At 69.7% G+C, this 15,455-nt stretch carries 12 protein-coding genes and 1 pseudogene; 4 read left to right on the forward strand and 9 right to left on the reverse strand.

Annotation, left to right across the window (positions count from 1 at the left end; translation table 11 throughout):
• Positions 1-141 precede the first annotated feature (141 nt).
• Entirely contained in the window at positions 142-1,629 is a 1,488-nt protein-coding gene (locus tag LGN19_RS02485) for a PLP-dependent aminotransferase family protein (protein ID WP_226213119.1), read from the reverse strand.
• 102 nt (positions 1,630-1,731) lie between these two features.
• Here LGN19_RS02485 and LGN19_RS02490 point away from each other — a divergent pair, with 102 nt between their 5' ends.
• The 3 genes from LGN19_RS02490 to LGN19_RS02500 all read left to right on the forward strand — a co-directional run bounded on the left by LGN19_RS02490 (position 1,732) and on the right by LGN19_RS02500 (position 5,383).
• On the forward strand, positions 1,732-2,970 hold the full coding sequence (locus LGN19_RS02490; RefSeq protein WP_226213120.1) for a multidrug effflux MFS transporter: 1,239 nt from the start codon (positions 1,732-1,734) through the stop codon (positions 2,968-2,970).
• 125 nt (positions 2,971-3,095) lie between these two features.
• Entirely contained in the window at positions 3,096-3,782 is a 687-nt protein-coding gene (locus tag LGN19_RS02495; protein ID WP_226213121.1) for a response regulator, read from the forward strand.
• A 182-nt stretch (positions 3,783-3,964) separates the two neighbouring features.
• The gene (locus tag LGN19_RS02500; protein WP_226213122.1) at positions 3,965-5,383 is read left to right on the forward strand and encodes a sensor histidine kinase; all 1,419 of its coding nucleotides are present in this window, start codon (positions 3,965-3,967) and stop codon (positions 5,381-5,383) included.
• Positions 5,384-5,465: 82 nt separating this feature from the next.
• Here the strand turns inward: LGN19_RS02500 and LGN19_RS02505 are convergent, their stop codons facing one another.
• The 8 genes from LGN19_RS02505 to LGN19_RS02540 all read right to left on the reverse strand — a co-directional run bounded on the left by LGN19_RS02505 (position 5,466) and on the right by LGN19_RS02540 (position 13,571).
• Positions 5,466-6,332: an MOSC domain-containing protein gene (locus LGN19_RS02505; RefSeq protein WP_226213123.1), complete on the reverse strand. Its 867-nt coding sequence runs from the start codon at positions 6,330-6,332 to the stop codon at positions 5,466-5,468.
• Between the two features lie 88 nt (positions 6,333-6,420).
• Positions 6,421-7,374: an ABC transporter substrate-binding protein gene (locus LGN19_RS02510; protein ID WP_226213124.1), complete on the reverse strand. Its 954-nt coding sequence runs from the start codon at positions 7,372-7,374 to the stop codon at positions 6,421-6,423.
• A gap of 37 nt (positions 7,375-7,411) precedes the next feature.
• Positions 7,412-8,599 (reverse strand): c-type cytochrome, encoded by a 1,188-nt coding sequence (locus LGN19_RS02515; protein WP_226213125.1) that lies wholly within the window; start codon positions 8,597-8,599, stop codon positions 7,412-7,414.
• Positions 8,600-8,649: 50 nt separating this feature from the next.
• A complete protein-coding gene (locus tag LGN19_RS02520; RefSeq protein WP_226213126.1) occupies positions 8,650-9,465 on the reverse strand; it encodes an ABC transporter ATP-binding protein in 816 nt (271 codons plus the stop codon).
• Complete coding sequence (locus LGN19_RS02525; RefSeq protein ID WP_175222015.1) at positions 9,459-10,553, reverse strand: ABC transporter permease; 1,095 nt, start codon at positions 10,551-10,553, stop codon at positions 9,459-9,461. The genes LGN19_RS02520 and LGN19_RS02525 overlap by 7 nt, the downstream gene beginning before the upstream one ends.
• A gap of 4 nt (positions 10,554-10,557) precedes the next feature.
• Entirely contained in the window at positions 10,558-11,592 is a 1,035-nt protein-coding gene (locus LGN19_RS02530) for an ABC transporter substrate-binding protein (protein WP_226213127.1), read from the reverse strand.
• 31 nt (positions 11,593-11,623) lie between these two features.
• The gene (locus LGN19_RS02535) at positions 11,624-12,463 is read right to left on the reverse strand and encodes a class II aldolase/adducin family protein (protein WP_226213128.1); all 840 of its coding nucleotides are present in this window, start codon (positions 12,461-12,463) and stop codon (positions 11,624-11,626) included.
• A 22-nt stretch (positions 12,464-12,485) separates the two neighbouring features.
• Positions 12,486-13,571 (reverse strand): LLM class flavin-dependent oxidoreductase, encoded by a 1,086-nt coding sequence (locus LGN19_RS02540; protein WP_226213129.1) that lies wholly within the window; start codon positions 13,569-13,571, stop codon positions 12,486-12,488.
• 331 nt (positions 13,572-13,902) lie between these two features.
• Here LGN19_RS02540 and LGN19_RS02545 point away from each other — a divergent pair.
• Positions 13,903-15,198: pseudogene (locus LGN19_RS02545) on the forward strand (acyl-CoA dehydrogenase family protein); the annotation flags it as partial.
• Between the last annotated feature and the right edge of the window lie 257 nt (positions 15,199-15,455).

The raw sequence follows: 15,455 nt of genomic DNA on the forward strand, positions 1-15,455 counted from the left end.
TTCGGTTCACAATCGCGTCGTTTGTGTCATGGATTTCCCGAGGTCGACGCGGCGGCGGCCGCGCGTTTCGCGGCGCGCGGCACGATCTGGCAAGGCAGGAAGGCGGGTTGCCGGCGAGCGCGGCAAGGATGGCTGGGGCGGCTATGCGGGTTGCGCGAGCAGCTTGCCGAGCAGCCGGCCGCCATGCCGCGCATGCGCGGCCGTCAGCGCGGCGTACCCGACGACGACGCCCGCTTCGCACCGGGCGCTTCGACAGAATCCGTGGATCGGCTGCAATTCGATGCCGTCCGCTTTGGCTTGCGCGACATACGTCGCGTCGTCCATCCCGGGCGGCAGCCACAGCACGAAATGAAAGCCCGCGTGTTCGCCGGACACCGAATACCGCCCGGTGGCGTGTTTCGCCAGCTGGTCGAGCACGATGTCGCGTCGTTGGCGGTACGCGTGACGCGCGGCACGCAGATGCTTCGCAAAATCGCCGTGCGCGATGAAGCGGGCCAGCGCCAGCTGCGGCGCGGCGCCGACCGAGCGCGCGGTTGCATGCCACACGGCCGACAGCGCCGGCCGCAGTTCCGCCGGCACGACCATGAAGCCGATGCGCAGCCCCGAGAACAGCGTCTTGTTGAACGAGCCGCAGTAGATCACGCGATCGCACGTGTCGAGCGATTTCAGCGCGGGCAGCGGGGCGGTCTGGTAGCTGAATTCGCCGTCGTAGTCGTCTTCGATGATCCACGTGCGGTTGCGCTGCGCCCAGTCGAGCAGTTCGAGCCGGCGCGACACCGACATCGTGACGCCGAGCGGCGCCTGGTGCGCGGGCGTCACGTAGGCCGCGCGCGCGTCGGGATGCCGATCGAGCAACCCGGTGTCGATGCCTTCCCGATCGACCGGCACGTCGATCACGGTCGCGCCCGCGATCGTGAAAATCTGCCACGCCGACGCATAGCCGGGATCCTCCATCAGCACCGTCGAGCCGGGCGTGAGCAGCGTGCGCGCGACGAGATCGATCGAATGGCGGATGCCGGTCGTGATGAAGATGTCGGCCGCATCGCACGGGATGCCGCGGTATTCCCGCAGGTACGCGGCGATTTCATTGCGCAGGCTTTCGACGCCTTGTGCCGGCGTCGCCCCGAGGTCGTGCGCCGTCGCGGCAAGCAGGCTGGCCCCGAGTGCCTTCTTCCATTCCTGCATCGGCAGCAGGCCGGGATCGGCCAGCCGCGCGACGAACGGAACGCCCGGGCGCACGCCTTGTTCCGGCGCGGCGGCGTCGGTCGTGCGCGGCGGTGCGGGCCGCGGGTCGGAAGCGGGAAGGCCGTTGTCGCGCGACTGCGCGGCCGCGCGCAGATAGCTGTCCGGCACCACCGCGCATACCCGCGACCCCGATCCTTGCGTGCGGGCGATGTAGCCCTCGGCGCACAGCCGGTCGTACGCCGCTTCGACGGTTCCCCGGGCGACACCCCAGCGCGCGGCGAGGGTGCGGCTGGACGGCAGCGGACTGTCGCCGGGCAGCAGGCGTTTCAGGATCGCGTCGCGCAGCGTGTCGGCAATGCACTCCTGCTTCGACTGCGGACTGCCCGCGGACAGCCAGGCGGGGCACGGCAGATCGAGCGGAATCGCGGCTTTGCCTCGTGCCATAGTGGTCTAGTCAATGCTGGATTTAATGGCCCTTCAGCTTATATCACTTTGACCTTAGATTGCTGTCGACCACATCAATCCGACCGGAGACGGGCTCACCGCATGAAAACGCGTTCATTACCCCAGTGGGGCTGGCTGTTCCTGTTGATGCTCGTCGTGTGCCTGCCGCGGGTCACGATCGATGCGTACCTGCCGTCGCTGCCGGCGATGGCGGACGCGCTGCACGGCACCGACGCCCAGTTGCAGCTCACGCTGACCCTCTACATGGTCGGCTATGCGCTGTCGATGCTGGTGTCGGGGCCGTTGTCCGACCGCTACGGCCGCCGTCCCGTCCTGCTCGGCGGCTTGTGCCTCTACGTGGTTGCGAGCGTCGCCTGCGCGTGGTCGACCAGCATCACGGCGATCGTCGCCGCCCGCATCTTCCAGGCGTTGGGCGGCTGCAGCGGAACGGTGGTCGGGCGGGTGATCGTGCGCGAGCGCTTCCCGACTGCGATGCAGGCCACGATGCTGGGCCGGATCTCGGCCGGCATGGCGCTGTCGCCGGTGATTGCGCCGCTGGCCGGCAGTGCGGTTGCCGAGTGGCTCGGCTGGCGCGGCGTGTTCGGATGGCTGGCGGCGGGTGGGCTCATCGCGACGGCGATGGTACTGCGCTACCTGCCCGAGACCCGCGAAAGCGACGCGCGGCCGACGCCGGGCGCGGGGCTCCTGCGGACATACGCGGGCCTGCTGCGCGAGCGCCGTTTCCTGCGCTACTCGCTCGCCATCAGTTTCGCGTACTGCACGTACTACCCGTTCATCGCGGAATCGTCGACGCTGTTCCAGCGGCAACGCGGCGTATCCGGCCCGGTGTATGCGGCGATCTTCGGCCTGACCGTGCTCGGCTACCTGATCGGCTCGAACGTGTTCGCGCGGACCGGCACCCGCTGGAAGGCCGATTCGGTCATTGCGGTGGCGGCGGGCGTCAATCTGGCCGGCGCCGTCGCGTTGTGGATCGGAGGTGCGATCGCGCCGACGGCGGTGGCGGCGCTCGTCGTCCCGATGTTCTTTGTGATGATTGCCGTCGGGATCGCGATTCCGGCCTGCCAGTTTGCGGTGATGCAGCCGTACACGACGATCGCCGGGACGGCGTCCGGGCTGTTCTTTTTCATCCAGATGGGAATCACGGCCGCGTGCGGCGGCGTGCTGGCATGGCTGTCGGATGGCACCGCGCGCCCGATGATCGTCGTGACGGTCGGCGCGAGCGTCGCGTTCGTGGCGGTGGCGGTCGGCCTGCGCGAGCGGCGGCGCGCAGGCGACGGTTCACGCTTCGCGACACGGAACCGGCCCGCCGCCGAGCGTTGAGCGATGGTCGGCCGGCCCGGCCGACGCGCGCCCGCGCCGGCGGCGCAACCGGTGTTTCCGCGAGGCGTCGGCATGGAAAGGATCATGTAATGTAGCGACCTGTCGCTGACCTTACCGGAATCCCCATGCGTGTGCTGCTCGTCGAAGACAATCCGAACCTCGCCCAGTCGCTGAACGACGCGCTGAGCGCGGCGCGCTTCGCGGTCGATCACATGGCGGACGGCGAGGCGGCCGACCACGTGCTGCGCACGCAGGATTACGCGCTGGTGATCCTCGATCTCGGGCTGCCGAAGCTCGACGGGCTGGAAGTGCTGCGGCGGCTGCGCGCGCGGCGCAATCCGGTGCCGGTGCTGATCCTGACCGCGCACGGCTCGGTCGAGGATCGCGTGAAAGGGCTCGATCTTGGCGCCGACGACTATCTCGCGAAGCCGTTCGAACTGACCGAACTGGAGGCGCGCGCCCGCGCGCTGATCCGCCGCAGCCTCGGCCACGAGCATTCGCGGGTCGAATGCGGGCCGCTTTCGTACGACAGTATCGACCGCAGCTTCCATCTCACGGGCGAGCCGCTGTCGCTCACGCCGCGCGAGCGCTCGGTGCTCGAGGTGCTGATCCTGCGCAACGGCCGTGCGATCAACAAGGACACGCTGTCGGAGAAGATCTTCGGGCTCGACGAGTCGGTCAACGCCGATGCGATCGAGATCTACGTGTACCGGCTGCGCAAGAAGCTCGAGAACACGGGAGTCGCGATCGTCACGTTGCGCGGGCTCGGTTATCTGCTCGAAGCGAAGGCGAAGGCGGAGGCGGCCGAGTGAGCCACCGCCGCGCTCACGATCCTTGCACGGGGCCGGTAGACGCGTTGACTCGCTACGCCGGATCGACACGTTCGCGACCCGCCAACGACACGCATGCCATTCACGGCCGACCGCGCGGGCGCGGCGAAGCGCGCCGCGCATGCTCCGCCATGCTCCATCGGCCGGCCTGGCGGGGGGGGCGAGTGACCCGCCCGAACCTGCGCACCCAGGTCGCGCTGTGGTTGCTGCTGCCGCTGCTCGGCCTGCTCGCGCTCGACTCGTGGCTCACGTACCAGCGCGCGATGAACGCCGCGCACGTCGCGTTCGACCGGACGCTGTCGTCGTCGCTGAAGTCGATCCGCGAAGGTGTGCGGCTCAATGACGGCGAGATCGAGGTCGACCTGCCGTATCTCGCGCTCGAAATGCTCGAATCGAGCGACGGCGGCAAGATCTACTACCTGATCCGCGAGGACAACGGCCACACGATCACCGGCTATCCGGACCTGCCGCTGCCGCAGGGGCGCGACGCGGGCGACGGCGCGCTGTTCGTCACGCGCTACTACGACGTCGTCTATCGCGGCGAGCAGTTGCGGATGGCCGCGCTGCGCATCCCGGTGCACGACGTGCCGACCGCGCAGTCGCGCATCGTGTGGGTGATGGTCGGCGAGACGATCGAGGCGCGCCAGGCGCTCGCGCGAGAGATCCTGATGGGGTCGCTGCTGCAGGAAGGATTGCTGGTCGTGCTGGCGCTCGGCATCGTGTGGCTCGGCGTCGGGCGCGGGCTGCGGCCGCTGAACCGGCTGTCGGCCACGGTCGCCGCGCGCAGCGAGGACGATACGACGCCGCTCGATACCGGCGCGGTGCCGAGCGAACTCGCGCCGCTCGTCGAGTCGATCAATCAGTACATCGGCCGCACGCAGCGGATGCAGGTCGCGCGGCGCCGCTTCTTCGCGGATGCGGCCCATCAACTGAAGACGCCGCTCGCGGCCGTGCAGGCCGGCGTCGAGCTCGCGCTGCGGCCCGATGAGCAGCCGCGCGCGAACGGGCATCTGCGGCGCGCGAACGGCGCGGTGCGGCAGGCCGCGAAGATCGTCCAGCAACTGCTGTCGCTGTCGCGGCTCGATTCGGACAGCGGCCATGCGGTCGCGCACAAGCCGGTCGCGCTGCACCGGCTCGCGCGCAGCGTGACGCTCGACTGGTCGCCGGTTGCACGCGCGCGCGACATCGATCTCGGTTTCGAGCACGAGGCCGACCTCGACGTGCACGGGCAGTCCGACCTGCTCGGCGAGATGATCGGCAACCTGATCGACAACGCGATCCGCTATGCGGGCGACCGGGCGGTGATTACGGTGCGCGTGTCGCGCGATGGCGAGCATGCGCGGCTCGACGTCATCGACAACGGGCCGGGCATTCCGGCGGACGAGCGTGATGCCGTGTTCGAGCGCTTCCATCGCGGCAGCAAGACGCAGACGGTGGAGGGGACGGGGCTCGGGCTGTCGATCGTGCGCGAGATCGCGCGCGTGCATCAGGGTAATGTGACGCTTGCCGATGCGGCCGGCGGCGGGCTGGTTGTCACGATCCGGTTGCCGGCGCTGAGCGATGCGGCGCAGCGCGCCGCGTGATGGCGACTAGCGATGCGGGACGCGCTGGCTGTGAGTGGCGGCTTCCCGGCATTGAAGGGGCGAGCGGTTCCGCACGCGCGGCTCAATCGCCGAACCCGATCTCCGCTTCCAGCGACTGGCCGACTTCGAGCCACGTGCCCGCGCCTTCGACGACGATCGCGTTGATGCCGAATGTCAGTTCGCCGTCGAAGTTCGGGTTCGCACGATAGGTCTGCATCGTGTCGGTCGGCTCGTGCGGCCACGCCGGATTGGGCGCGCCGGTGACCTGGTCGATCGTCGGCATCGGGCAGCGCGTGCACAGCTTCACGAGACGCAGCCGCACGGGTGTCGCGCCTTCGGTGTCGAGATGCTCGACGAAATCCTCTTCGTATGCGGCGAGATCCGACACGACGATGTTCGGGCGGAAGCGGTTCATCGGAATCGCCGGCGCACCTTTCGCGGCGAGCCGCGCGTTCAGGTCGTCGAGCGACGACTGACCGATCACGAGCAGCGGGTAACCGTCCGCGAACTGCGTGTGCGTATCGATCTCGCCGGTCCATTTGCGATTGCAGCCGCGGCGCGTGTCGGACCCGAAGCGCGCGAGCTTCGTGGGCATGCCGAGGAATTCGGTGAGCCACGCGGCCGTTTCGGCGCCCGTGTCGATCGCGTCGACGGTGTCGCGCCAGACGGTCGCGGCCATTTTCGGCGTGGCGGGCGTTACGTCGCCGTCGAGCGGCGTGCGGATCTCGCGCATGCCCGGTGCGTTCAGCACGAGCGCATCGCTGTCGAGCGCGGTGCGGATCAGCGCGAGGCGCGGATGCGTGCGCTGCGTGATCATCTGCCCGGCGGGGTCGGTGATCAGCCAGTGGCGGTCGTACGCCAGGCCCGTTTCGAGCAGTTGCGCGCGCGACAGCGCGATGCCGGCGCAGGATTTGATCGGATAGACGAAGAGTTCGGCGATGGCTGGCATGACGCTGGCTGAAGGCGGATGGCGAGACTGCGATTGTGCCAGATCGTGCCGAAGCCGGTCGGACGGCTGCACGCCGTCGAGCGGCCGGTCATGCGAGCGGGAAGCCCGGGTCGAACGTCGCGCGCACGTCGAGCGGCTGGCGCAACAGCCCCGCCTTCAGGTAGAAGTCGGCCGTGCGTTGCTGTTCGGCGATGACCGTCGCGTCGATCGGCAGCCAGCGCGTATTGCGGCGCTCGAACTGCAGCCTGGCGGCCGCCGGCGGAATGCCGATGATGCGCGCGAGTGTAGCGGAATACGCGTCGACGTGCCGGTACGACCATGCCTGCGCGCGCACGACGCGCCGCAGGAAATCGTGCAGCACGTCGCGCTTCGACGCGATCGCCGCGTCGGTCGCCGCGATGTAGCTGAGGCCCGACCACAGTCCGCGGCCGTTGACGAGCACGCGCGCGCGGCCGCTCGTTTCGGCGAGCGCGGTATAGGGTTCCCAGGTCGCCCACGCGTCGATCGAGCCGGTTGCGAGCGCAAGCATCGTATCGGCCGGTGGCAGGAAGCGGAACGAGACGGCGTCGGGCGGCAGGCCGGCCGCGTCGAGCGCCTTCAGCGTGACGAAATGGCCGATCGAGCCGCGCGTCGTGCCGATCCGCTTGCCCTTCAGGTCGGCCGCGCCTTTCAGCGCCGCATCGGGCCGCACGAGCACCGCCGTGCCGTACGGATCGGAACGGTTCGCGCCGATCACCTTGATGCGCGCACCCGACGCGAGCGCGAAGATCACCGGTGCGTCGCCGATCGGCCCGCAGTCGACGGCGGCCGCGTTCAGCGCCTCGGCGAGCGGCGCGGCGGCCGGGAACTCGGTCCACGCGATGTCGTACGCGAGGCCGTTCAGTTCGCCGGCCGCTTCGAGCAGCGCGCGCAGCCCGCCTTTCTGGTCGCCGGCGCGCAACAGCGGCCGTGTGCCCGATTGCGCGCGTAGTGCAGCCGGGGCCGCGGCGATCGTGGCGAGGGCGCTCGCTTGCGCGAGGAAATGGCGTCGGGTTGGATTCATCGTGAAGTTCGGTTGGAGGAGACGTTCAGGGATTCACTCAGTGCGGGAGCCCGGCCTGCACGTCGCGCACGGGTTCCGTGTCGACGCGCAGCAGCAGCGCGGTCAGCGGATCGCGGTTCGCTGCCGGTACTGCCGGTTGTGCCGTGGCGTCCGAGCGGCACAGCAGGTCGGCATCCGACCAGCCGGCGCTGCCCGGCAACGCGCGCGCCCGCAGCCAGCCACGGCGATCGGCGAGAAGCTGCGTGCCGCCGAGCGCGTCGGGCGCCACGCCGGCGATCGTCGCGAACGCGAGCCATGCGTCGGGCGTCGATGCGACGCAATCGGCTCGCGCGGTGCCGGCCGCCTGCGCCGCGGGCGGCGTACCGCTTGCCGTGACGAGCAAGGTTTGCCAGCGCGCATCTTCCGGCGGGGGCGTCGCGCCCGGCGCGAGCGCGACGATGCGCACGCGCTGGCCTTCGCGCCAGCGCTCGAGCGATTGGGGTGCGGCGGTGCCGCAGCGCACGTCGAGCGCCGGGAGCGGGACGGGCACGGGCCACGCGCCTTCCGCCTGCGCACCGCTGCCCGCGGCGAGCGCTTTCAGGTAGTCGAGCAGCGCCCAGGTGTCCTGCGGGCCGAGCGTCGCGGCGAAGCCGGGCATCGTCGACACGCCGTGTTCGTCGCGCGTGCCGTGGCGCACGCGCCAGAACAGCTCGCCGTCGAGACGGCGGGCGAGCAGCGCGCCGGCGAAAGTCGGCGGCCAGTGCGAGAGCGTGGCCGCGAGCGGCCCTTCGCCGCGTCCGTCCGCGCCGTGGCACGCCGCGCAGTGTTGCGCATACAGGTGCGCGCCGCGCATCACGTTCGATACCGAAAACGGCGCGGGATCGCGCTGGAAACTCGTCGGCACGGCGGGCGAGAGCCACAGCGAAGACGGCGGCCACGGCGCGAACCACGCAACGGCCAGCGCGGCGAGCGCCGACGCGACACGCCACTTGCGCGAAGCGAACGCGATGCACGCGAGCACGACGGCCAGCGTCGTCGCCGCGGCGGCGAACGCGAGTTGCCGCGTGAGTCCCGCGTCGATGCGCAGCGTTTCGAGCGCGATGCGGTGTGTCCACGGCCACGCGGCTTGACCGTCGGCGTCGCCCGTCAGCCCGAGCGCATGCAGCACGCGCGCCAGCGCGTTCTGCGCGCGATACAGCCCTTGCAGAAACATGAGCGCCCAGTCGGCGAACGTCGGCGCGTTCATCGGCACCCTTCCCGCCGCGGGGCGGCCCATCGTCGAACGGCACCGCGCATCTACCAGCTCGCATCGAGCCCGAGGTGCCGCAGCGCGTCGTGACGCAGTTCGGCGAGGCGCGGGTCGCCGCGATGGCGCGGGTAGGGCAGGTCGACGTGCAATTCGGCGACGATCCGCGCGGGGCGCGGCCCGAACACGATCACGCGCTGCGCGAGGAACAGCGCTTCCTCGACATCGTGCGTGACGAGCAGCGCGGAGAAACCGTCGCGTTGCCACAGTGCGGTGAGCTCGGCCTGCATCGTGAGCCGCGTCAGCGAATCGAGCTTGCCGAGCGGCTCGTCGAGAATCAGCAGGCGCGGATCGTTGACGAGCGCGCGGGCCAGCGCGACCCGCTGCGCCATCCCGCCCGACAACTGGTGCGGGAACACGTTCGAGAATTCCTGCAGCCCGACGCGCGCGAGCGCATCGTCGACGCGATGCTGCGACGCACGCGCCACGCCGCGTGCCTCGAGGCCGAGCGCGACGTTTGCACGCACGCGCCGCCACGGGTACAGCGTCGGGTCCTGGAACACGACGATGCGCGACGGATCGGGTCGTTCGATCGGCACGCCGTCCTGTGCGATCGTGCCTTGCCGCGCGGCGTCGAGGCCCGCGACGAGGCGCAGCAGCGTCGATTTCCCGCAGCCGCTCGGGCCGAGCAGCGCGACGAATTCGCCGGCCGCGACCGACAGCGTGACGTCGTTCAGCACCGGCAGCGCGCCGCCGGGGCCGTCGAACGCATGGCTCACGCGGCGGATGTCGATGCGCGCGCCGCGCAGTGTCGTGGCGGCGGGCGCAGCGGCAATGGAGGAGTCGAGTACGGCGGCGCTTACCATTTGACGGTTCCTTTCTGCCAGGCGAGCACGCGGTCGCGCACCGCGAACAGCAGCGCGATCAGCCCGGAAAACAGCAGCGCCATCACGATCAGCGCCGCATACATGTTCACGTACGATGCCCAGCCCTGTGCCCAGCTCAGGTACCAGCCGAGCCCGGACTTGACGCCCATCATCTCGGCGACGACCAGCACCGTGAACGACGCGCTCAGCCCCATGAAGATGCCGACGAACACGTGCGGCAGCGCGGCCGGAATCGCGACGCGCAGCACGAGGAAGCGCGCGTTCGCACCGAGCGTGCGCGCAACGTCGTAATACTGCTTGTTGACGCTCGCGACACCCGACCACGTGAGCACCGCGACCGGGAAGCCGGTCGCGAGCGCTACCAGGAACGCGGCGGCCGAATAGCTCGACGGGAAGAAGTAGAACGTGAGCGGCAACAACGCGGTGGCCGGCACGGGGCCGAGCACGCGCAGCACCGGATGCACCCAGTAGCCAATCCGGCGCGACCAGCCGATCGAGACGCCGACCGCGAAACCGACCGCGACGCCGTACGCAAAGCCGAGTGCGAGCAGCTTCAGCGTATTGCCGGCGCTGCCGAGCAGGCGCGGCCAGTCGTCGACGTAGACCTCGATCAGCGCTTGCGGCGGCGCGAAGAACGGCGTCGGCAGCCAGCCGGTTTTCGCGGTGACGATTTCCCACGCGGCGAGCACGAGCGGCAGCGCGACGAGCCATGGGCCGGCCGGCCGCACCCGCGCGAGCCGCGTGCGCGTTGCGGGGACGAGATGGCCGAGCGTCGCGGCGACGAGCAGCAGCGCTGCGATCGTCCACGCGCCGACGGCGAATTCGTCGGTGTACGCCCAGTCGCTGAAACCGACGACGCGGTTCGGCCACAGCCGCGTGAGTGCGCCGAGCGCGGCCCATGCGAGCGCGGCGACGATACCGGTCGGCCAGGTGCGTGCGCGCCGGGCTTCGGCGGCGAGCGTGGCTTCGCACACCGTGCACGCGACGCGCGGCGCGGATGCAGCGGCACTGCCGCCGGAGGGGGCGGCCGCGGTGCGTGCGGGGGCAGCGTGTTCGATCGTCGACATCGCGTTACCCCAGCACGTTCGCGTAGACCTGCTGCGCAAAGCGCTGCGGGTCGGTGCTCTTCTTCAGCACGCTGATGCGGCGGAAGTCGTCCGCGTAGAACGCGATTTCCTGCTGCAGGTCGACGTTGGTCGGGTGGTGGTTGTAGGTGAGCGTCGCGTAGAGCTTGCGCAGGTCCTCGGGGCTGATCTTCGGCGAATACTTCGCGAACACCTTCGCGGCTTCGTTCGGGTTGTCGTGCGTGAACTCGGTGGCCTGCACGATGGAGCGCGCGAGCGCGGCGGCCGACGGCCGGTCGTTGCGCACGAGGTCGCCGCGCGCGCCGATCACGCAGCACACCTTGCGCGCGTATTCGCCGGACAGGTTCGTCGCGAGTTCGGTATACGCCTCGTTGCTGCGCTTTTCGAGCAGATAGAGGTTCGGGTCACCATCGGCGATCGCGTGAATCTCGCCCTTGTCGACCGCCACGCCGAGCAGGTCGGCCGGATACTGTCGCCACGTGATGTCGCGCTCGGGATCGATGCCGTTCTTCGCGAGCAGGATCGAGAAGAAATGCTTGCCTGGCGCGGCCAGGTCGCTGACGCCGACCGTCTTGCCCTTCAGCGCCTGCAGCGTCGTCACGCCGGCCGCCTTCGCGCCGAGCAGCCGCACGCAGCCGCCATGCGAGCTGCCGATGATCTTCACGTCGAAACCGGCTTCGAGCGGCTTCAGCCAGCGATGGATCATCCCGACCGCCGCATCGGCCTTGCCGGTCGCGATCGATTCGAGCAGCTGGTCGGTCGAGCCGCTGTAGTTGATCAGCTCGACCTTCAGGCCGTTCTTCTCGAAGAAGCCGCGCTCCTGCGCGACGACGATCGGCGTCAGGCAGAACGCGTTCTGGTTCCACGCGAACGTGAGCTTCTTCAGCGGCGGCGCGGACCAGGCCTTGCGCCCCAGCGTGATCGCGGGCGCGGCGAGCGCGGCGGCACCGGCGGCGCGCAGCAGCTTGCGGCGTTTGTCGTCATGCGAATCGGCGGGCGCGGATGCGGTGGTTCGGGTCATGTGGTCTGGTCTCCGGTCGTGCGGAAAGGGTTCAGTCGAGCAGATCGGGTTCGTCGGCGACGACGCGCGCGAACAGGCTGTCGAACGCATGCAGCGCACCCTCGGGGCCGCCGATCTGGCCATGCGTGTGGCGCGCGGTGGCGTGATCGATCGGCTGCGGCGTGCCGGCCGCCTCGGCCAGCAACTGCGTGTGCGCGGCGTTGTCGAGCGCGATGTACCACCACGCGGCGGCCTCGACGGTCGGGCCGGCGGTCAGGATCCCGTGGTTCTTCAGGATCGCGCCCTTGTGCGTGGTGCCGTCCGGCTTCGCGAGCGCATCGGCGATCCGTGCGCCTTCGCTCGTATCGACGACCATCCCCGTGAAGTCGTCGAACAGCGCGTGGTCTTCGTAGAACACGCACGCGTCCTGCGTGAGCGGATCGAGCGGACGGCCGAGCGTCGACCATGCCTTGCCGTACGTCGAATGCGTATGCGCGGCGGCGACGATGTGCGGATGTGCTTCATGGATCGCCGCATGGATCGCGAACGCGGCCTTGTTCAGCGGCCGCGTGCCGATCGCGGTTTCGCCGCGCGCATTGACGAGCAGCAGGTCGGACACCTTGATCTGCGAGAAATGCACGCCGAGCGGATTCACCCAGAAGTGGTCGGGCAGTTCGGGGTCGCGCGCGGTGATGTGGCCGGCGAGCCCCTGCGCGAAGCCGAAGCGTGCGAACAGGCGGAATGCGGCCGCGAGCCGTTCCTGACGGTGACGGCGCTCGGCGGCGACGTCGATGCGAGGCGCCGGTGGATCGAACCAGAAATGCTGGCGCGGCGACGCGGCGAGCGTGAGGCCCGACGCAGTGCGTTCGGGCGTGGACAGAACGGCGGACATCGGATGGGTCTCCCGGGTTGGCTCAGGCCGCGCGGCGTGCCGCGTCGCGTGCGGCGACGGCACTGCGCACGCGGGGAATCAGTTCGCGGCCGTAGTCGATCGCGTCTTCGAGCGGATCGAAGCCGCGGATCAGGAACGTGGTCACGCCGAGGTCGTAGTAGTCGAGCAGCGCATCGGCGACCTGTTCGGGCGTGCCGACGAGCGCGGTCGAATTCGAGCGCGCGCCGGTGAGCTTCGCGATCTCGGTCCACAGCCGCTTGTCGACGCGCGAGCCGCGATCGGCCGCGGCGAGCAGGCGGCGCGCGCCTTCGCTCTGCTGCGGTCCGCCGGCGCCGAGGCCGGCCGCTTCGCGCAGCCGGCGTGTTTCGTCGAGGATGCGATGCGCGCGCGCCCACGCTTCGTCTTCGGTCGCGGCGAGGATCGGGCGGAACGACACCGAGAAGCGCACCTGGCGGCCGTGCTTCGCGGCTTCGGCGCGCACACGCGTCGTCAGGTCGCGCACCTGGTCGAGCGATTCGCCCCACAGCGCGTAGACGTCCGCGTGCTTGCCGGCCACTTCGAGCGCGGCTTCCGATGCGCCACCGAAATAGATCGGCACATGCGGCTGCTGGAACGGCTTCACTTCTGAAAAGCCCTGCTTGAACCGGTAGTGCGTGCCGTCGTGATCGAATGGCTGCGCTTCGGTCCAGATCCGCCGCAGGATGCCGAGGTATTCGTCGGTGCGGGCATAGCGTGCATCGTGGTCGAGGAAATCGCCGTCGCGTTGCTGTTCGCTGTCCGAGCCGCCGGAGATGAAGTGCACGGCGAGCCGGCCGCGGCTGAACTGGTCGAGCGTTGCAATCTGCCGCGCGGCGAGCGTCGGCGCGGTGAAGCCCGGGCGATGCGCGAGCATGAAGTGGATCCGCTCGGTCGCGGCCGCCGCTGACGCGATCGTCAGCGTCGCCGACGGGCCGGTCGAGTGATGCGGCACGAGGATGCGGTCGAAGCCGGCCGTCTCGTGGGCGCGTGCAAAGTCGCGCACGTAGTCGGGATCGACGACGGGGCCGGAAGGCGGGTGGATCTCCGACTGCTTCTGGCTCTGGATCATGCCGATGAATTCGACGCTCATCTGGGTCTCCGGTGCAGGGACGTCCCGGCGCGCGGCCGGGTAGGAATGGAGCGCAGGTTAACGCCGCGATCATGCGGAATGGAAATAATCAATCCCGATTTGAATATCAGATTTGCATGGTTTGGGCGGGGGAGCGCTGCGCATACGCTGTGGGCTCACGAACGATCGGGGGCGCGGGCGCCGGCGCATCCGGCGCCGCGCGTTCCGGATCGCCGATGTCGTGAGAATCGCGCCGCGTGGCGATCGATTGCCGCTGTTGCGGCGTTTGCCGCGGTTGCCGTCTTTCCGTCGCCGTTGCCGTCTTTCCGTATTACCCAGGGAATCCGTTTCGATGTCCGCCAGCCTTGCCGCTTCCTCGCCGTCACCGCAGCCGCCTTCGCTGCGCCTCCTGCCCACCGATGATGTCGACGACGCGCGCGTTGCCGGGCTGCTCGACGGCCTCGCGCCGGCGCTGGCTGCCGATGCGGCGCGCAACGACGTCGACGGCTGCTTTCCGCACGAGAACTTTGCTCGGCTGCATCGCGCGGGGCTGATCGCGCAGGTCGTGCCGCGCGAGCATGGCGGCGGCGGTGCGACGCTCGCGCAGGCGAGCCGGATCGTGGCCGCTGTCGCGCGGGCCGATCCGGCGACCGCGCTGGTACTGACGATGACGTACTTGCAGCATCGCGCGCTCGGCCGCGCCGACAACCGCTGGCCGGCGCAAGTACGGCGGGCGGTGTTCGACAGCGCGGTCACGCACGGCGCGCTGATCAACGCGCTGCGCGTCGAGCCCGCGCTTGGCTCGCCGTCGCGCGGCGGTCTGCCGGAAACCATTGCACGACGTGACGGCGACGGCTGGCGGTTGTCCGGCCACAAGCTCTACAGCACCGGGATCCCGGCGCTGCGCTGGCTGGCCGTGTGGGCGCGCACCGATGAACCGGCGCCGCGGGTCGGCGTGTTTCTCGTGCCGCGCGACCGCGATGCGGATGGCGATCGCATCCGCGTGATCGAAAGCTGGAATCACCTCGGCCTGCGCGCGTCGGGCAGCCACGAGGTCGTGTTCGACGACGTGTGGCTATCGGCCGATCATGCGGTCGATGTACGTGCGCCGGAAGCTTGGGCCGTGTCGGCCGCAACCCACGCGGATGCCGACGCGCAGGCCGACCAGCAGGCGTGGATGGTCGCGCTGCTCGGCAGCCTGTACGACGCGGTGGCGCGTGCGTCGCGCGACTGGCTGGTCGGGTTCGCGACGACGCGCGCGCCGAGCGGGTTGGGTGCACCGCTTGCAACGCTGCCGCGCGTGCAGGAGGCGGTCGGCGAAATCGAGGGCTGGCTGCATGTGAACCGTGTGCTGCTCGACGATCACATTGCGCGCACTGACGCAGGCAACGCGCCGTCGGTCACGACGAGCGGTCTCGTCAAGCGGACGGTGACCGAGCACGCGATCCGCGTGGTCGAGCAGGCGCTGAAGCTGTCGGGCAATCACGGGCTGAGCCGCGCCAATCCGCTCGAACGCCACTACCGGGACGTACTGTGCAGCCGCGTGCATACGCCGCAGGACGATGCGATCGCGGTGGCGGCGGGGCGTGCGGTGCTCGAGGCGGTGAGCCGGGGCGAGACTAAAGGCGAAGCGAAGGGCGAAGCGAAGGGCGAAGCGAAGGTCGAAGCGAAGGTCGAAGCGAAGGTCGAAGCGAAGGTCGAAGCGAAGGTCGAAGCGAAGGTCGAAGCGAAGGGCGAAACGAAGGGCGAAACGAAGGGCGAAACGAAGGGCGAAACGACGGGCGAAACGACGGGCGAAACGAAGGTCGAAACGAAGGGCGAAACGAAGGGCGAAACGAAAACAGGCGGGGCGTCGGTCAACGAGACCGAACGCGGCCGCGGCGATGCGTGAGCGGAGCAGGGCTG

It is taken from the genome of Burkholderia sp. AU30198 (genome assembly GCF_020419825.1).
GTDB lineage: Bacteria > Pseudomonadota > Gammaproteobacteria > Burkholderiales > Burkholderiaceae > Burkholderia.